The 19,398-nt window shown below is 39.2% G+C and carries 15 protein-coding genes; 8 read left to right on the plus strand and 7 right to left on the minus strand.

The features are described 5' to 3' along the window. Positions 1–11: 11 nt before the first annotated feature. The 6 genes from QUE35_RS13070 (at position 12) to QUE35_RS13095 (ending at position 4,915) form a co-directional block, all read left to right on the plus strand. Positions 12–494 carry an NfeD family protein gene (locus tag QUE35_RS13070; protein ID WP_022599679.1) on the plus strand — a complete coding sequence of 161 codons (483 nt, stop codon included), beginning with the start codon at positions 12–14 and terminating at the stop codon, positions 492–494. A gap of 24 nt (positions 495–518) precedes the next feature. After that, positions 519–1,493 carry a flotillin-like protein FloA gene (floA, locus tag QUE35_RS13075; RefSeq protein WP_022599681.1) on the plus strand — a complete coding sequence of 325 codons (975 nt, stop codon included), beginning with the start codon at positions 519–521 and terminating at the stop codon, positions 1,491–1,493. A 386-nt stretch (positions 1,494–1,879) separates the two neighbouring features. Continuing rightward, positions 1,880–2,536 (plus strand): DUF8457 domain-containing protein, encoded by a 657-nt coding sequence (locus QUE35_RS13080; protein ID WP_147404901.1) that lies wholly within the window; start codon positions 1,880–1,882, stop codon positions 2,534–2,536. A 7-nt stretch (positions 2,537–2,543) separates the two neighbouring features. Next, positions 2,544–3,239 (plus strand): 16S rRNA (cytidine(1402)-2'-O)-methyltransferase, encoded by a 696-nt coding sequence (gene rsmI / locus QUE35_RS13085; protein WP_009317418.1) that lies wholly within the window; start codon positions 2,544–2,546, stop codon positions 3,237–3,239. 11 nt (positions 3,240–3,250) lie between these two features. Further along, positions 3,251–4,129, plus strand: a complete 879-nt coding sequence (locus QUE35_RS13090) for a Cbp1 family collagen-binding glycoprotein adhesin (RefSeq protein ID WP_022599685.1) — start codon at positions 3,251–3,253, stop codon at positions 4,127–4,129. A gap of 90 nt (positions 4,130–4,219) precedes the next feature. Next, positions 4,220–4,915: a YjjG family noncanonical pyrimidine nucleotidase gene (locus QUE35_RS13095; protein WP_022599687.1), complete on the plus strand. Its 696-nt coding sequence runs from the start codon at positions 4,220–4,222 to the stop codon at positions 4,913–4,915. 124 nt (positions 4,916–5,039) lie between these two features. Here QUE35_RS13095 and QUE35_RS13100 read toward each other — a convergent pair whose 3' ends face one another. The 3 genes from QUE35_RS13100 to QUE35_RS13110 are packed head-to-tail and all read right to left on the minus strand — an operon-like array spanning position 5,040 to position 8,345. Continuing rightward, positions 5,040–6,128, minus strand: a complete 1,089-nt coding sequence (locus QUE35_RS13100; protein WP_009317415.1) for a 2-aminoethylphosphonate--pyruvate transaminase — start codon at positions 6,126–6,128, stop codon at positions 5,040–5,042. Between the two features lie 8 nt (positions 6,129–6,136). Next, positions 6,137–6,940, minus strand: a complete 804-nt coding sequence (gene phnX, locus QUE35_RS13105) for a phosphonoacetaldehyde hydrolase (protein ID WP_022599689.1) — start codon at positions 6,938–6,940, stop codon at positions 6,137–6,139. Between the two features lie 37 nt (positions 6,941–6,977). Then, positions 6,978–8,345 (minus strand): DUF5690 family protein, encoded by a 1,368-nt coding sequence (locus QUE35_RS13110; RefSeq protein WP_022599690.1) that lies wholly within the window; start codon positions 8,343–8,345, stop codon positions 6,978–6,980. A 202-nt stretch (positions 8,346–8,547) separates the two neighbouring features. On the opposite strand from QUE35_RS13110, the gene QUE35_RS13115 reads away from it, so the two are divergent. Together QUE35_RS13115 and QUE35_RS13120 are read left to right on the plus strand one after the other, a co-directional pair. After that, the gene (locus tag QUE35_RS13115) at positions 8,548–9,429 is read left to right on the plus strand and encodes a hypothetical protein (RefSeq protein WP_022599691.1); all 882 of its coding nucleotides are present in this window, start codon (positions 8,548–8,550) and stop codon (positions 9,427–9,429) included. A gap of 54 nt (positions 9,430–9,483) precedes the next feature. Further along, the gene (locus tag QUE35_RS13120; RefSeq protein ID WP_022599693.1) at positions 9,484–10,488 is read left to right on the plus strand and encodes a Gfo/Idh/MocA family protein; all 1,005 of its coding nucleotides are present in this window, start codon (positions 9,484–9,486) and stop codon (positions 10,486–10,488) included. 66 nt (positions 10,489–10,554) lie between these two features. Here the strand turns inward: QUE35_RS13120 and QUE35_RS13125 are convergent, their stop codons facing one another. The 4 genes from QUE35_RS13125 to QUE35_RS13140 all read right to left on the minus strand — a co-directional run bounded on the left by QUE35_RS13125 (position 10,555) and on the right by QUE35_RS13140 (position 19,384). Beyond that, complete coding sequence (locus tag QUE35_RS13125) at positions 10,555–12,918, minus strand: glycoside hydrolase family 31 protein (protein ID WP_031258086.1); 2,364 nt, start codon at positions 12,916–12,918, stop codon at positions 10,555–10,557. Positions 12,919–13,183: 265 nt separating this feature from the next. Beyond that, positions 13,184–16,402 carry a carbamoyl-phosphate synthase (glutamine-hydrolyzing) large subunit gene (gene carB, locus QUE35_RS13130; protein ID WP_087879936.1) on the minus strand — a complete coding sequence of 1,073 codons (3,219 nt, stop codon included), beginning with the start codon at positions 16,400–16,402 and terminating at the stop codon, positions 13,184–13,186. 11 nt (positions 16,403–16,413) lie between these two features. Continuing rightward, a complete protein-coding gene (gene carA / locus QUE35_RS13135; protein WP_022599698.1) occupies positions 16,414–17,484 on the minus strand; it encodes a glutamine-hydrolyzing carbamoyl-phosphate synthase small subunit in 1,071 nt (356 codons plus the stop codon). Between the two features lie 22 nt (positions 17,485–17,506). After that, positions 17,507–19,384: an amidophosphoribosyltransferase gene (locus QUE35_RS13140; RefSeq protein ID WP_022599700.1), complete on the minus strand. Its 1,878-nt coding sequence runs from the start codon at positions 19,382–19,384 to the stop codon at positions 17,507–17,509. Positions 19,385–19,398: the final 14 nt, after the last annotated feature.

Here is a 19,398-nt window from a genome sequence, read left to right on the forward strand (position 1 = left end):
AGAAACCGATCATGGGAATGGATATTTTTATTATTGCCTTATTGATTTTTATAGGGTTGGTAATGGTTATTCTGGAAGTCTTTTTTTTACCGGGAATAACGATTGCCGGAATCAGTGCTGTTCTTTTTTTTGTAGGAGCTGTTTTTTATGCATTCATGCAATTGGGCGAATTTGCCGGTTATATTACGATTGCTGTTTCGGTTATTGTAACCATTGTCGGAATAGTTATATTTATTCGCTCTCGTAGCCTTGATCGGATGGCTTTGAAGACTACGATAGACTCAGTTGCTCCTACGTTAGTTTCGGATCAAATAAAAGTCGGAGATGAAGGAGTTACTTTGTCTCGTCTTAATCCGATGGGGTCTGTTTTGATAAATGATGTTACTGTAGAAGCCCGTACACGAGAAGATTTTATTGATGAGGATACTCCGGTTGTCGTTGAAAAAGTAGATCGGACTACGGTGATTGTGCAGAAAAAAGAGAATGAGAAATAAGTATAAATTAAAAATGTAAATTTTATGGTGGGATTCAGTTTTTTGCTACTGATCGCTATTATTGTATTAGTAGTAATTTTCTTTTATTTTGTTCCGTTTCTATTGTGGATATCGGCAATAGTATCCGGTGTCAATATCTCTCTTTTACAGCTTTTCCTGATGCGTATTCGTAAAGTTCCGCCGCAAATTATCGTACGGGCAATGATTGAGGCGCACAAAGCTGGACTAAACGCAATAACCCGAGATGAATTGGAGGCTCATTATCTTGCCGGTGGTCATGTAGAACGTGTTGTTCATGCTTTGGTATCGGCGTCTAAAGCGAATATCGATCTGGGATTCCAAATGGCGACGGCCATCGATCTTGCGGGTCGTGACGTATTTGAGGCGGTACAGATGTCGGTAAATCCGAAAGTGATAGATACTCCTCCGGTTGTTGCTGTGGCAAAAGATGGAATACAACTGATCGCTAAGGCACGGGTAACTGTACGTGCGAATATCCGTCAGTTGGTTGGTGGAGCTGGAGAAGATACTATTTTGGCTCGTGTAGGAGAGGGTATTGTCTCTTCTATCGGTTCATCGGAATCCCATAAATCTGTATTGGAAAATCCGGACTCTATATCTAAATTAGTTTTGAAAAAAGGATTAGATTCGGGAACTGCATTTGAAATACTTTCTATCGATATAGCCGACATTGATATAGGCAAAAATATCGGTGCCGGTTTACAGATCGACCAAGCTCAAGCAGATAAAAATATTGCTCAGGCAAAGGCTGAAGAAAGGCGAGCAATGGCCATAGCCCTTGAACAGGAGATGAAGGCGAAAGCTCAGGAAGCTCGGGCTAAGGTAATAGAGGCTGAGGCTGAAGTTCCGAAAGCTATGGCTGAAGCGTTCCGGTCGGGTAATCTTGGCATAATGGATTATTATAAAATGAAAAATATAGAGGCGGATACGACGATGCGGGAAGCCATAGCGAAACCTTCAGCTGGCCCTTCTAAATAAGAAAATATTTAATATAGAATATTAGTGAGGTGCATTTCAAAAGTCGGACGTAAGACTTTTGAGATGCACTTCGTTTTTTATTTTTAACCGTACAACATGTTGATGTGTGGTTTGATGTGTAGAATTTATCTACAAATATGTGGAGTGGTATCAATATCGTATATTTTCTTATCTTGAAATTATTTATCTGATAATCATTTATTTATTATTCTTTTCTTTATAAGGTATCATTCTTGTAGTATAATTGGTAGACAGTTTATAGATATTGTGTTGCATTTAATTTTTAGAGTAAAATAAATAAGTGCAAGTGAAGGGTTCGTATCTATTTTATACTTACATTTGTAATATAATGAGGATAAAACGATCAAATTGTTACGATTATGTATATGGAACAGATTTTTCGGACTCTGCAGGAATTGGAGGAACTGCTGAAACTAATAGATAAAAGTTCTCCGGAAGTTCCTGATATCTTATATAAACTGGCGGTAGAAAAGGCAGAGGCCGTTACCGAAAAAGTAAAAGGTTTACCAAGTGTGAATTCTGGTATTCCTGAAGATAAGATGGTGTCCGGTAATGATAGTGAGGATGTTATTGTTGATACATGCGCTTGCGGCGGAGAAAAGCGCATGGAAACAGAAGAACCGGAGACATCGGCGACTCGATCTGATGAGAAGAGTTTTCAAGAAAAGAAGGTTGAACTTGTGCAAGATTCTTTAATGATGGAACAAAATTCGTTGGATTTTGTTGTTACAGGTGGGATGGAAGAGTCTTGTCCCGAGTCTGAAAATCTGAGTGCAGTTGAAAAAGAGAGAGAGTTGAAAGATATTCGTAAGTTGATGAGTTTGAATGATAAATTCCGTTTTAGACGTGAGTTATTTGTCAACAGCGATGAGGTGATGAATAATACTCTTGAGGCGTTGAATGAAATTTCTTCTTTTGAAGAATCGGTCGCTTTTCTTCAGGATCAGTTTGGCTGGGATATAGAAAATAATGAGCCGGCTGTAGAATTTTTTAATATTTTGGAGAAACGTTTTACTAATTGATATTAGCATGGCAAAGCTCTATGTAGTTCCTACCCCGGTGGGAAATCTTGAAGATATGACGATGAGAGCGATCAGAGTATTGAAAGAAGCGGATTGTGTTTTAGCAGAAGATACCCGTACAAGTGGTATTTTGATGAAACATTTTGATATAAAAACCCGTATGCAGTCGCATCATAAATTCAACGAGCATAAAACGGTAGAAGGACTTGTTGCCCGATTACAAGGGGGTGAAAATATAGCACTCATATCGGATGCCGGTACTCCTGCAATTTCTGATCCCGGTTTTTTATTGGTTCGGGAATGTCGGAAAGCAGGAATCGATGTAGAATGTTTACCGGGTGCGACAGCATTTGTTCCGGCTTTGGTTGCTTCAGGACTACCGAATGACAGATTTTGTTTTGAAGGCTTTTTGCCTCAGAAAAAAGGTCGTTCTACACGTTTGTCCGAATTGGCGAACGAAACGCGTACGATGATTTTTTATGAATCTCCTTTTCGCTTGTTGAAGACATTAATTCAGTTTGCTGAAGTATTCGGTGCAGATAGAGATGCTTCGGTAAGCCGGGAAATATCGAAGATCCATGAAGAAACTGTTCGTGGAACATTATCGGAAATTATTGCTCATTTTACTGAAAGAGAGCCGAAAGGTGAATTTGTAATTGTGGTAGGCGGTCTTCCGGGTAAAACAAGATATGTAGAAATCTAAAAGAAAAAGTTATGAAAAAGTTTTTTTTGACAGTTGCCGTAATAGCTTCGACATGTTTGATTTCTTGCCAAGGAGGCGGAAAAGAGGTTCAGAGGCTGAAGCAAGAAAATGATTCTTTGATGCAGGTCAATGTCCAGACAAAAGCGGATTTTGAAGAAATGTTGCAATTGATGAATGAAGTCGAGGATGGATTCCGTCAAATGAAAGAAGCGGAAAATTATCTTATCGTGCAACAAAATGCAACGGGTGATGTAGATAAAACGACTCGGGAGAAATTAAAGTCGGATATGCAATTAGTTGCCCAGACTTTGAAAGAAAATAAAGAAAAATTGGCGCAGTTGCAAAGTCAGTTGAAAAACAGTAAATATCAGTCTTCTCAGTTAAAACAAACTGTAGATCGGTTGTCTGCAGAAATAGAGAGCAAGACGGCTATGATTACTTCATTGCAGGAAGATCTGGCAAAACGGGATATTCGTATTAAAGAACTCGATGATGCTGTTTCAGATCTTTCGGGTAAGGTGACAGATCTTTCTCAAGAAACCGAAGAACAAAAAAATACGATTTCTACTCAGGATAAAGAATTGAATACTGTATTTTATGTATTTGGAACTACCAAGGAGTTGAAAGAACAGAAGATTCTTTCCGGTGGTGGTTTGTTTAAGGCAAAAGAGGTGATGAAAGGGGATTTTAACAAGGATTATTTTACTAAAGCCGATTTGCGGACGTTAAAAGAGATTCCTCTTGAAATGAAAAAAGCAAAGATTCTAACCAATCATCCCGAAGGCTCTTATTCTCTGGTAAAAAACGATAAAGGACTTTTGACATTAGTGATTAGCGATCCTCAAAATTTCTGGAGCTTATCTAAATATTTAGTAGTAAATGTAGATTGATCTCTCGATTCGGATAAAGTTTTATAGATAGATGCGGAAATAACCTCTAAAAATGTTATTTTCGCATCTATTTTTAGGGGATATAAGTAAATGAAATATCAGAATATATTCGTTGATTTGGATGATACGATTTGGGATTTTCGTACGAATTCTAAAATTGCATTAGAAATAATTTACGATCGTTATGGGTTGAGTGAGTATTATCCGTTGTTTGATGAATATTATAGAGTATATAGTGAGAAAAATACGGAGTTGTGGTCTTTGTATCATCATAATCGTATCAGTAAAGAGACACTAATTGTAGAGCGATTTCGTTACCCTTTGCAGCGGGTGGGAGCATATAACGATAAACTGGTTTTACAATTGAATGCAGATTACCTGTCAGTATTGTCAGAACAAGGAGAACTTGTTCCGCAGGCAAGGGAGTTGCTTGATTATTTGAAAAGCCGTTCGTATCGTTTGCATATTATCAGTAACGGTTTTAAAGAAGTCCAGTTTAAAAAGATGAAATCTGCCGGTATAGAGAACTACTTTGAGAAAATAATATTATCGGATGAGGTCGGAGTCAATAAACCGCATCCTGATATTTTCAGGTATGCGTTGAATAAAACCGGTTCATCGAAAAATACATCGTTAATGATCGGAGATAATTATGATGCCGATATTTTGGGAGCTATGCGAAGCGGTTTAGATCAAGTGTATTTTAATCCTCTTCAGAAACAAATTCCGGATGAATTTCCTACTTATGAAGTACAAACATTATCTGAGATCTGTGATATATTGTAGAAAAACAGACTTCGTGGTAATTTCCGGATTTCGGAGAAATAAAATCGGGGCTAGTTAATTCTTTGATTATTAATCAGCCCCGATTTATATAGATTAGAGTCTAAATCTAAGTGAACTCTTATAGTTAATATTTGGTGCTTTGTACGGCTTCGATCAGATGCTTGAAATCTTCAGGGTAAACGTCACCGATATTGCCGATACGGAAAGTATCTGCTTGAGATATTTTTCCCGGATAGATGACGAATCCTTTTTCTTTCAACTGAGCATAGAAACTCTTAAAATCAAAATCTTTTTTCGGATAGAGGAAAGAGGTAATAATAGGAGATTGTATATTGTCGGGCAATAATGTTTCGAAGCCTAAAGAACGCATACCTTTTACCAAAATGTCGTGATTCTCACAATATCTTTTGTAGCGGGCTGTGACACCTCCCTCTTCTTTTAACTCTTCCATGGCTTGTTTAAATGCTCGTACTACATGTGTCGGGGAAGTAAAACGCCATTTGCCGTGACCTTTTTCCATAGTTTCCCATTGATCGTAGATATCGAGAGATAAGGATTTGGATACACCTTTACAGTATTTAAGTTCCGATTTCCGGGCAATAATAAAGCCGAATCCGGGAACACCTTGGATACACTTATTTGCACTGCTGATCATGAAATCGATACCGAGTTCCTGAACATCTAAAGGAACTCCGCCGAAACTGCTCATTGCATCTACAATTAGTTTTTTCCCGTGCATTTTTACAATATGGGCAATTTCTTTCAGTGGATTCAGTACTCCGGTAGTAGTTTCACAGTGAACTATTGCAACGTGCGTAATCTCGGCATTATGGGCAAGATAGTCATCTACGTACTCTACAGAAACCTGTTCTGTTTCGTCAAAAGCCAGCATGTCATAATGGATACCATGATATTCTGCAATGTTACCCATTCTGTCACCGTATGCACCATTGCTTAGTATAAGTAGTTTATCTCCGGCTTTTATGGTGCTTCCGATAACAGCTTCTACACAATAAGTTCCGCTTCCTTGAAGCAATATGGAGGTGTATTCATCTGTCGCTTTGGTTGCCAGTTCGACAAGAGATTTTCTTATTTCTTCGACAATATGGAGGTTATAATCTTCGTCCCATGTACACCAGTCGGTCATCATGGTTGCTTTTACAGATTCGGATGTCGTAAGCGGTCCGGGAGTTAGTAAAATATAGGGTCTCATAATAATTATTATTTAGAATTGTTGTTATTTAGTTTTTTATTTATAGTGTCGATTACGGACGGAAGTTCTTTGATCGTATCGACCACGAAGTGTGCTCCGGCATCGAGCATACGTTTTCTTACTTCGGCTTTGCGTGTTTCCAGTTCCTGATCCGGCATGTCGGCAACTTCTTTTTCTGTCAGTCCCATTTCGTTACTGCCGAGTATTACACCGACAGTCCACACTTTAGCATTCCGACCTTCCTTAATATCAGCGATAGTATCACCGTATTTCAGAATATAATCGACAGACGGGATATCGAGATCAATCATATTTTGATATATCATATATGGATAAGGGCGTCCGGCAGGCAATCTGTCGGGAGTTACGCAGTTGTCTGTTTTATATCCTTTTGCAGCCGCATTTGGTAATACTACATCCATCATAGCTTGGGTATAACCGGTTGTAGAGCCGATTTTTAGGTCTTGAGATCTGAGATTTTGCAGAGTTTCTATAACACCGGGAATCGGATCTGTATAGTCAGCCAATGAAGCGAAAAGATAACCTTCAAATTTTTTATTCATAGCAATAACATCATCTTCTGTCCATTGCCGGTCATAAACTTTTTCAAAAGCGTCTCCGATACCGTCCATTTTGAAAAGTTCCCGGATATGATCAATTTTAGCCATTCCCATCGGTCGGCGGGCTTGTTCCATACTTATCGTGATTCCAATTTCCTTAAAAGCTTTTAGAAATGCCGCAACAGGAGCAAAACAACCATAATCGACTGCTGTTCCGGCCCAGTCCATAATGATACATTCGATTTTTTTCATAAAACTGTTATTATGTAATTTATTATTTCTTTATTCATTAAATTGTTTGAGATCTTATGATCAGTACATTCTCACTATCGTTCTTTGTAGAATCTGCAGATATCGATTTTTTGTTTTCCGGTAATCTTTCTTTTTTGTACCGTTGTATTATATAGATAGCAGAACCACAGAAAACAATGCAACAAATAATGCCGACATAACCGGACATAAAGTTATAAAATTCGAGCCAGTTGATATCCGGATTTAAAAATTCTTTGAATATTAAGACGAGTACTGTTCCTGTATAGCCGATAAAGTCTAATGTAATGATAAAGAATCCGACATTCCCTTTTATCTTGAAGCAAGCGATAAAGCGGTCGAAAAATATGGTTTGAAAGCTGAGATAAACTGTATAGAGCGAAAGACTTTGGAGAAACAGCCATATGATAGGGGAAATTTGGAGTGAATTGTAGTTGAATGCGATAAAACTGAGTGTTGCAGTTCCGCAAGAAACAAGTCCTAACAAAAAACAAAGCACTTTTATATTACTTTTTATTAATGACATCAATCCAAACATTAAAAGGATTATTACTGTTACGCTTGCATCTACTTTGGCAAAAGCCCACGATGAAAGTCCTGCGGTTTTTATATCCAGAATTTTTACAAGGAAATCTTCTTTTATATCCTGTAAAACTGTAATGAATAAATTGGCAAAAAATAACATGACCAATACGGGCATGAAGTTTTTGAATATATTGATACGGGCTTTTCCGTCTAAGGTTACTCTTTCTGTCCGCTGTTCGATGTCCTCTTTTGTCGGTTGTGGCATACATGTCATTAGCCATCCTAAAACGGATAATAACGGAAATGCGAAAGCTCCGATTAAAGCTGGCATCCAGAATTCTCCGATTCCCAAATTATTCATAACAAATAGTCCGATTGATTTTGCTGTTCCTGAACTGATAGCAATGCTCAGCCCCATAAGGCTGGCCAATAAATCTGTGACTCTACGCCCTTCGAGAAAACTAAAAATAACTCCCCACATGCATCCTAATGAGAGACCGTTGAAAAATAAGGCGAATACGTTGAAAGGGCGAGGTAATGCTCCGAATAATATCAGTGATAATTCGGCCACAGCTACGGATGAAATAATAAATTTCAGTCGGTTTTCTTTTTTTAATTCGGATATTAGCTTGATACCGATTAATTTTGAAATGAGATATCCTGATATTTGAACAATGCTGGTAGCCGTTTTATAATCCATCCCGAAAAAATCGAGTCCGTCAAAAGTTGCGGCCGTAAAAGGTTTACGCAAAGCATATACCAATGAATAAGAAAGAAGAGCAGCACCTCCGGCCCAAAGTATAAATAAGAAGTCAGATAATTTCTTTTTAGAGATGATTGTTGTTTTACTATCGGTAACCATATTGCATTTGTCGATTTTTCGATTTCGACGGCAAATATATGGGCGGTTTATGATACTAAAAATGAATATTTATTATTAATAAAGTTCATGTAAATAGCATTTTATAAAGTAACATTAATGTAATATTAATGCAATGCCGATATAATATGATAGATATTTATTTGCAATATATTTTGTTAAACTGCCTATTGTTTGTATTTATATGAATGATCTATTGGATATATATAAACGTATTGAATATTTACGTAATAAGGGTGTGAAAATGAAAGAGATAGCAGATCATGTCAATATGGCGGCCAGTGTTTTGTCTTCTCTTTATTCGAGTGTTCTTCCGGCTTTTGTAAGTTGTGTTAAAAATGGTATGCCGGAAGAGGACGCTTTAGATTATGCTCTTTCGCAGGTCAATAATGTTTCAAAGAAACGTTTGTTGGGAAATTTGACAGAATTGAAAGAAGCCTTGTTCGAATTAGAGCCTGCAATGAACAACGGACAAAAAGATAATCCCTTTATGAATATGCTGACAGAAGAGATGTTGCGTTCTGCCCAAGATGTGTACAATTATAGCGGTATATATATTAGTTATAGTCTTTCATCATCTTCAGATTCGTTAAAAATAGAGCCCTATCTTATTGCCCCTTCGGAGAATAACGATTATGTAAAGGTTGCTCACATGAGCGCATATAATACGACACATTGGGGGGTAGGTATATTCAGTAACCATCAGAATTCGTATATCATGTTCAATGAACGGGAAACTCCGCAAGTAGCGTTGTTTACGATTTATTTGCAACTGCCTATGTATGAATATCCCCGTATGTTGAAAGGACTGTATCTTTGTTTGGATTATAACCGCAATCCGATAGCGAGACGGATACTTTTTATAAAATATTCGGATAGTACCTGTATGGATGATTTTTTGGAGTTGGAAGGAGAACTCGTTCCTAAGGATAAATTGACGGAAGAACAATTACATTATTATAATTATACTTGTCAAGAGGGAGACTATATTAAAACCTGTACCGTTCCTTCTCCTCAACTTAACGAGAAAGATTTAGAACGGGAGAAAAAAATGTTGAAAATATAGCTGCCTATTTTAAATATTCTTATTTTTGAACAAGTTAATATAAAATAGTTGTCGATGAGTTGTACTGCTTTTAAATTACGATTCGGGGTTATCGGGACGAATTTTGTATCGGACTGGTTATTGGAAGGAGCTGCGGAAGATCCCCGATTTGAAGTGGCGGCTATTTATTCCCGTTCGCAAGATACAGCAAATGCTTTTGCTGAAAAGCACAATATTCCGCACACGCTTATTTCATTGGAAAAGATGGCCTCATCGCCTTTGATAGATGCCGTTTATATTGCGTCGCCTACGGCATTGCATTCTGAACAAGCTATACTTTTTATGGAACATGGCAAGCATGTATTATGTGAGAAACCTTCCGCTTCTAATGTCCGTGAGCTTAGTCGGATGATTGAGACTGCAAAGAAGTATGACGTTGTATTTATGGAGGCCATGAAATCGACATTGATGCCGGGATTTAAAGCCGTTTTGCAGCATTTACCTGAAATAGGGACGGTACGACGTTATTTTGCATCCTATTGTCAGTATTCTTCACGCTATGACAAGTTGAAAGCGGGTGAGGTCATGAATGCCTTCAAACCGGAACTTTCCAATGGTGCAGTGATGGATTTGGGAATCTATACCATTTATCCTCTGGTTGTTTTATGGGGACGACCGCTCGGGATTTCAGCGACCGGGACATTGCTTTCAACCGGTGTGGACGGGCAAGGTGCTGTAAATTTTGAATATGAGGATAAGTGTGCTACGATATTGTATTCTAAAGTTGCAGATTCTCTGCTTCCGTCGGAAATACAGGGTGAAGAGGGGACTATTGTTATTGATAAGATACAATCTCCGGATCGGATTCTTTTGAAGTACCGGAATGGAATCTCTCAAGATATTTCTGTTGCCGACCGGCAAAATGAATATTATTATGAAGTAAAGGAGTTTATCGATTTGGTGCAATCCGGAGATAGAGAGTCTTCTGTTAATTCTCATCTGAATTCATTGATAACTCTTGAAATTATCGATGAGGTACGCCGTCAATTAGGTGTTGTATATCCGGCAGATAAAAATTAATCTTTTGTATAAATACGAGGAGAACCCGGTCATATTATCCGGGTTCTCCTCGTATTATATGTGAGATTAAAGTTTGACGGAAACCGCTTTTCCGTTATAGTTTATCGTTTTCGACTGTGGATTGTTTTCCTCCATTCCGATACCGGACTCGGTAGATGCGAGTACGACCTTGAATGTCCTCTTTTTGAGCATTCCGTTGAAGTTGCCGTTTCTCTGTCCGATTGATAGCGTGGAAGTCGAATCGTCCCATTTGAAATCAATGGTTGAATAATTCCCTTTTTCGTAATTGTAGTTATCTCCTTCGTCTTCGTATAACGTGAAAGTTGCATTTTTACCGGGATAAATGCGGATTTCGAGGGGTGCGTCCTTTTTTTCTTTTGCGTATTGCACTTTAGGTCCGATTGGCAGAATCGATCCTGCTTTTATATAAATAGGCATAATATCGATAGGGGTCTCCTTATTTACAGATTTTCCTCCGGATATTTTTTCATTCGTCCAGAAATCATACCATTCACAGCCTGAAGGAAGGTAAACTTTTATCGATTTGTTTCGGCTGAAGTCGATTTTCACGTCTGCTCCTTTCCCGTCGGTATATTGCGGATCTAAAACAGGAGCAACGAGGATCGATTTTCCGAACAAAAATTCAGTATTGAGATCGTGAGTATGTTTATCTTCTGCGAAATCGGCAAATAAAGGACGCATAAGGGAGGCATCATTTCGGGTTATATCCCATGCCGTAGAATAGATATAAGGCAATAACTTGTAACGAAGGTGGATAAATTTCTCCTGTGCATCGAAAGCCCAAGATCCCCTCTCTCCGAAAAGAAAAATTTCTCGTTGAGTAGAAGTCCCGTGAGATCGCATCATCCCTAAGAATGCGGCGAATTGTGTCCATCGGGTATATAGTTCCTGATAGGCCTGATTTTTGTTTCCTCCCGGATATTGACGAACAGTGAAACCGCCTATGTCGCAGTTCCAATACGGAATACCGGTCATGGAGAAATTCAATCCTGCCGGAATTTGAGCTTTTAAAGCGTTCCAATTTCCGTCTATATCTCCCGACCAGGAGATAGCTCCGGTTCTTTGTTGTCCGGCGAAAGCTGAACGAGTCAAAATAAAAACTCGCTTGTCGCTGCTTGTCTTACGTTGATTTTTATATACACCTTCAACAGAGACTAAAGGAAACGCATTATAGTAATTTCGGTATGACCCTAAATAGCAAGCCGAATCGAGATGAGTTTCGTTTTTGTCTTGGTATTCCGGTTCTGTTGCATCGAGCCACCAGCCGTCCATTCCGATAGAGAACATATTTTTATTGAAATACCTCCAATAGATGTCCCGGGCTTCGGGATTGAATGCGTCATATACCCGAACTCCGTTATTCGTGGGGAATGTCTCAAAATCGAATAACATATTTCTGGATTTTAATTCTTTGTAGATATCGGTTGTCGGACCGAAAGAAGGCCAGATAGATATAATTAATCGGGCGTTCATGTCGTGTATCTGAGAAATCATCTTTTGTGGATTCGAAAACTCCGGGTTATCGAAAGCTACAGCGTTCCAATGTTTATTATCGTTGCTCCAATATCTCCAATCCTGAATAATCCCGTCGATAGGGACTTGCAAGTCTCGGTATTTCTTTAGTATTTCGACAATCTGTTTTTGAGAAACATATCGTTCCCGGCTTTGCCAAAATCCGAATCCGCTTTCGGGCAACATAGGAACTTTTCCGGTCAGTTGACGCATTGCTTTAACAACTCCGTCTGTGTTTTTTCCGTACATGAAATAGTAATCGCTGCAAGTTCCCAAGTCAGAATCAAAGACCGTTTCTTCAGGTGAGTCGCTGAAGCGGGTAGGGGAGTAATTATCCAGATAGACACCATATCCTTTAATAGACTGGAAGAACGGGATACAGATCACCGTGTTCCTTTGACGTAATAATTCTTTTTGATTCCGTTGGTTCAGTTTTCCGTTTTGTATCTGTCCCAATCCGTAGATCGGTTCATTTGTATCGAGATTAAACGTTTGTTTTACTTGGTAAGAATCTTTGTTCAGATCTTTACGGGGAGAGAATTGTGTATTTTTGTCTTTTAGGAGTATGTTCCCTTTAGAGTCCTTAAAAATGATCTCACCGGTATTGCTATCGACGGTAACGTCTATTTCCTTACTTTTTATAGAATAACTGTTTTCAGATTTGTTTCTGGTTAATTTTACTTTTTCGGGTTTTTGCAAGACGACCAAAGATTCTTTTAGAGGAGTTTTGTTTTGTGGATATTTTAATATCCTGACAGTAGTCGGAGAATAAAACGTTATTTCCGTGCAAACTCCTTTTACAAAAATTCTGTCCGGTTGTTTTGTTGCTGATGCGAGCGAACTTCCCGTAAATAAAAGAGTGAGCAAGACTAAAAATCGATTTTTTACATTTTTCATGAGCATAGTGTATTAGTGTGTATATTGAATTAGTGTTTAATGTATTGTCAGATTGTCGGATATAAAAAATGTTCTTGTATTTTTCTGATTTGTTTGATCGTAAATTTCATTTTTTATATCAATAAAGATATAAAATGTTAACTATTAAACCTTATTTATTTCTTATTATTTAACATTTTAGCGTTTAAAATTGGGGTAAAGTAATGAATAAAAAACAAGGATATTCCCGATTTGAGAATATCCTTGCTAATCGATTAGGAAATATTTATTTATATTCTTCCCATGCTTTTATTTCCAGTTCTTCTATCGGTGTCGTACAGAATGCGGTAATGAAAGCAGATGCGAGGCGAGAATTGGTTACCAGAGGAATATTCAGGTCTATTGCAGCCCTTCGTATTTTATAACCGTTATCCAACTCTCCTGCGGTCAGATTTTTAGGAATGTTGACCACCATATCTATTTTTTTCTCGTGTAGCAGATTGAGAGCTTGAGGATAACCTTCTTCACCCGGCCATGCTACTCGGATAGAGGGAATATTATTTTCCGCCAGCATGGTATGTGTTCCTCCTGTTGCAAAGAGTTTATATCCGTTTTTATGTAAAAGCTCGGCTGCAGCAAGCATGTCTACTTTCTGTTTTGCCGTTCCGGTCGAAAGCAGAATACTTTGTTGTGGAATCTTATATCCGACCGAAAGCATTGATTTAAGAATCGCATCGTTCGTGTCATTTCCAAGACAACCCACTTCTCCGGTACTTACCATGTCTACACCCAGAACAGGATCGGCTTTTTGTAATCGGGAGAATGAAAATTGAGAAGCCTTAATCCCGACATAATCGATGTCGAATAATGTTTTATGAGGTTTTTCGACCTTTTTACCTAACATGATTTGTGTCGCCAAATCGATAAAATTAATCTTCAAAACTTTGCTGATAAACGGAAAACTTCGCGATGCACGTAAATTACATTCGATAACTTTGATTGCATTGCCTTTGGCAAGAAATTGAATATTGAAAGGTCCTGATATCTGTAATTCTTTTGCGATCAGTTTAGAAATACGTTTTACCCGGCGGATAGTCTCCATATACAATTTTTGCGGAGGGAACTGTATGGTGGCATCTCCTGAATGTACACCCGCAAATTCTATATGTTCGCTGATAGCATATGCGATAATTTCACCTTTATCTGCTACGGCATCCATTTCTACCTCTTTTGCGTGTTCGATAAATTGGCTCACTACTACCGGATGCTTTTGAGATACGTTAGCAGCTAATTTTAGAAAGCGCTCCAGTTCATCATTGTTTGAACATACATTCATTGCAGCTCCCGACAATACATAGGATGGACGAACCAGCACCGGGAAACCCACCTCATCGACAAATTGATGAATGTCTTTCATCGAGGTGAGTTCTCTCCATCTGGGCTGGTCTATCCCCAAGCGGTCACACATTGCCGAGAATTTGTTCCGGTCTTCGGCATTGTCGATACTTTTTGCCGATGTTCCCAAAATATTGACGCCTTGAGCATCGAGTTTCAAAGCAAGATTATTCGGAATTTGACCTCCAGTAGAGACGATAACGCCATGTGGCGATTCCAGTTCGAGAATATCCATTACCCGTTCGAATGTCAGTTCATCGAAATATAGCCGGTCGCACATGTCATAGTCGGTCGATACGGTTTCCGGATTATAGTTGATCATAACACTGCGCCACCCTTCTTTACGGATCGTATTAAGGGCATTTACACCGCACCAGTCGAATTCTACCGAACTGCCGATACGGTAAGCTCCTGACCCTAATACAACGACTGAACGGTGGTCACCAAGATAATGGACGTCATTTGCCGTACCGTTATAAGTCAGATACAGATAGTTGGTCTGCGCCGGATATTCGGCAGCCAAAGTATCTATCTGTTTTACTACCGGTACGATGCCTTTTTCTTTTCGGAACTTCCGTACTTCAAGCAGATGTCGGTCTATATCTCCTTGATCTTTAAAAAGAGCCCGAGCAATCTGGAAATCGGAGAACCCTTGTTTTTTTGCTGTTTTCAGTAGTTCTAACGGTAAAGCTTCCAGAGAAGAAAAAGTTTCGATCTCTTTTGCCGTGTGAATGATATTATTTAATTTTTCCAGAAACCATTTGTCTATTTTTGTCAATTCATGTATCTGATTCACCGTATAGCCTTTTTGTAGGGCTTTGCTGATAACGAAAATTCGTTTGTCGGTAGGTTCTCGCAACGCTTTATCTATATCCTGTATAACTAGTTCTTTATTTTCGACAAAACCATGCATACCTTGCCCGATCATTCGAAGCCCCTTTTGTATAGACTCTTCAAATGTGCGTCCGATAGCCATAACTTCTCCTACCGATTTCATACTACTGCCCAGTTCGCGATCGACGCCGTGGAATTTTCCTAAATCCCAGCGAGGTATTTTGCAAACAACATAATCGAGAGCGGGTTCAAAAAATGCCGAAGTTGTTTGTGTAACCGAGTTTTTCAGATCAAAAAGTCCGTAGCCTAATCCTAATTTTGCTGCGACGAATGCTAGCGGATATCCTGTCGCTTTTGATGCGAGGGCAGATGAACGGCTCAGTCGGGCATTTACTTCAATAACTCTGTAGTCTTCCGAATTCGGGTCTAATGCATATTGTACATTACATTCACCGACAATTCCGATATGGCGTATAATGCGGATTGCCAGTTCCCGAAGTTTGTGGTATTCGCTGTTTGTCAGTGTTTGAGAAGGTGCAATTACAATACTTTCACCTGTATGGATGCCTAACGGATCGAAATTTTCCATATTGCATACCGTGATACAGTTGTCGAATCGATCGCGGACAACTTCATATTCTACTTCTTTCCAGCCTTTTAAAGACTTTTCGACTAATACTTGCGGAGAGAAAGAAAATGCTTTTTCTGCCAGTTTGTTCAATTCCTCCTCATTATCGCAAAATCCGCTTCCTAACCCTCCTAAAGCGTAGGCGGCACGAATGATTACCGGATATCCGAGTCGTTTTGCAGCAATGCGAGCGTCTTCGATGTTTTCTACAGCTTCGCTTTGAATGGTTTTAACCTGTATTTCATCCAGTTTTTTGACAAAAAGTTCCCGATCTTCAGTGTCCATGATTGCTTGTACGGGAGTACCTAATACCTGAAGGTTATATTTCTCGAGTATTCCTTTTTTATAAAGTTCTACCCCGCAATTCAAGGCCGTTTGCCCTCCGAAGGAAAGTAAGATACCGTCGGGATGTTCTTTTTTGATTACTTTTTCTACGAAAAACGGAGTTACGGGAAGGTAATAAATATGATCGGCTACCCCTTCCGAAGTTTGTACTGTGGCGATGTTCGGGTTGATTAATACGGTTTCTATACCTTCTTCCCGAAGAGCTTTCAGGGCTTGAGAACCGGAGTAATCAAATTCTCCGGCTTCCCCGATTTTTAAAGCTCCTGAACCTAATAATAAAACTTTCTTTATTGTACTCATAATGGCGGACAAGATTATATCATTTCTATAAATCGGTCGAATAAAAATTCTGTGTCAGTAGGACCGCTGGCGGCTTCAGGATGAAATTGTACGGAGAAAAAAGGTTTATTCTTGTGTTGAATACCTTCGTTTGTACCATCGTTCATATTGACGAACAAAGGTGTCCATTCATCGCTTAATGTATTATTGTCGACTGCAAAACCGTGGTTTTGCGAAGTGATAAAACATTTTTCTGTACCGACTAAGCGTACCGGCTGATTATGACTTCTGTGTCCGTACTTCAGTTTATAAGTATTAGCTCCTCCGGCTTTGGCGAGCAATTGGTTACCCATGCAAATTCCGAAAATCGGTTTTTCTTTTTTCATAGCTTCCCGAATGTGTTTTACCGTAATTCCACAAGTATCGGGATCACCCGGTCCGTTGGAGATGAACAATCCGTCATATTCTATTGCATTGAAATCGTAGTCCCAAGGAACACGGATAACGGTAACATCTCGTTTTAGAAGACATCGTATAATATTATGTTTTACACCGCAATCTACTAATACGATACGTTTCTTCCCGTTTCCATAAGTAATTATCTCGGTCGTACTTACTCGTGCGACTTGATTGATTTTGTTCGGATCGATGAAATCGATTTCATTCTCGTCTGAGAAAACGATTTTGCCTTTCATACTTCCTTTTTCGCGCAACAGTTTGGTAAGTTCACGAGTATCGATCCCGGTAATTCCTGTGATTTTTTCTTGTTTCAGCCATTCGCCCAAACTCTCTGTCGCGTTCCAGTGGCTATAATTTTCAGAATAATCCGATACGATTATTCCGTCGGCATGTATCTTTTCAGATTCGAGAAAAGTTGAGAGTTTCCCTGAAAACGATCGTGCCGGAACACCATAGTTGCCTATGAGCGGATAAGTGAGCACCATTATTTGTCCGGAATAGGATGGATCGGTCAGACTTTCCGGATAACCGGACATTGCAGTGTTAAAAACGACTTCTCCGGCTGTCGGCCTTTCGTATCCGAAAGAGATTCCGGAAAATTTGCTTCCGTCGTCCAGTATTAGTGAAACATTTTTTTGTTTTTGCATTTTGAACTTTATAAATTCTATATTAAAATTCCTGTTCTACATAGTTAATAAAAGCCTCGTTTACCAGTTTCATTCCTCCCGGAGTAGGATAATCTCCAGAAAAGTACCAGTCTCCGGGGTGGTCGGGACAAGATGAGTGCAGACCTTCTAATGTTTGATAAACAATTTGCACTTCAGCTTTTGTGTCTGAAGGAGTAAGCAGTTCCGCTATCTTTCCTGAAATTTCATTAGCGGTAAAAGGCGCGTATATTTCTTTCACGTGATTGACCATTTCGGTTTTGGGTAAATTACGCTGGGCAATACATTTTTGATATACGTCGGCTATTAACTGTTTCATATTTCGTTCTTTCAATAAAGCTATCGCTGCTCTGAAAGCGATAAACTCTTTCATTCGAGACATATCTATACCGTAGTAATCAGGATATCTTACTTGTGGAGAAGATGATACGATAATGATTTTTTTAGGATGCAGCCGATCTAATATGCCTATAATACTTTGTTTGAGAGTAGTTCCTCTGACGATACTGTCATCTATGACGACCAGATTGTCTGAATAAGGCTCTACACTGCCGTATGTGATATCGTATACATGTGCGGCGAGATCGTTCCGGGTATTTCCCTCGGCGATGAATGTGCGGAGTTTTATATCCTTAATAACAGCTTTTTCGAATCGGATGCGCATCGATAATATGTGTTCGAGTTCCTGTTCCGACACTCCGTTTTTTAACGTTGTAAGATATCTCTTTTTTAGTTGGTTCAGGTACACTTCGAAGCCTTCCAGCATGCCGTAGAATGCAACTTCCGCAGTATTGGGGATGAAAGAAAAGACCGTGTGATCTACGTCGTTTTTTATTGCATCGAGTAACGGTTTTACCAGATTTTTTCCTAATTGCTTGCGTTCCTGGTAAATATCTTTGTCGCTGCCGCGAGAAAAATATATTCTTTCAAAGCTACAGGCATTGTTCTTTTTAGGAGAGTTGATTTGTTCCGTACGGATATTCCCTTTTTTATTTACGAATAAAGCCTGTCCCGGAAGCAATTCTTTTATAGAATCGCTTGACAGGTTAAAGGCTGTTTGTATGACCGGACGTTCCGATGCCAGTACTACGACTTCGTCATCGGCATACCAAAATGCCGGACGAATGCCCCACGGATCACGAATCGAAAAACATTCTCCGCTTCCCGTAATGCCGCAGATCACATATCCGCCATCCCATCCGGGGGTAGTCTTTTTCAGAACGTTTGCCAGATCGATCTGATCTTCTATGGCATACGTAATATCCATTCCTTCCAGGCCTTCGTTTTCACATTTTGCATATAATCTTTCGACCTCTCGGTCGAGTCTGTGTCCTACCTCTTCCAACATGATATATGTGTCGGCATATTTCCGGGGATGCTGTCCTTTAGCCGTAATTTTTTCGAATATCTCATCGACATTGGTCAGATTGAAATTACCGCACAAACTCAGATTTTTTGCTCTCCAGTTATTGCGTCTTAAAAAAGGATGTATATATGAAATCCCCGATTTTCCTGTCGTACTGTAACGGAGATGTCCCATATAGATTTCTCCGGCAAAGGGCAATACCTGTTCGGCATATTCAGCGTTGTGCAACTGTGTCTCTGTCAGAGATACGTAATTAGAATGTACGGCCTCGAATATTTCGGTAATGGCGCTTGTTCCCAAAGCTCTTTCCCTGAACATGTATTCTTCTCCCGGATTGGCTTGGAGTTTTACGCAGGCCAATCCAGCGCCTTCTTGTCCTCGGTTGTGTTGTTTCTCCATAAGCAAATAAAGCTTATTGAGTCCGTACATCCATGTCCCGTATTTTTTTTCGTAATATTCGAGCGGTTTTAGCAAACGTATCATTGCTACTCCGCATTCATGTTTTAATTCTTCCATCTCTTTTTAGAATC

This window comes from Coprobacter fastidiosus (genome assembly GCF_030296935.1).
Taxonomy (GTDB): Bacteria; Bacteroidota; Bacteroidia; order Bacteroidales; family Coprobacteraceae; genus Coprobacter; species Coprobacter fastidiosus.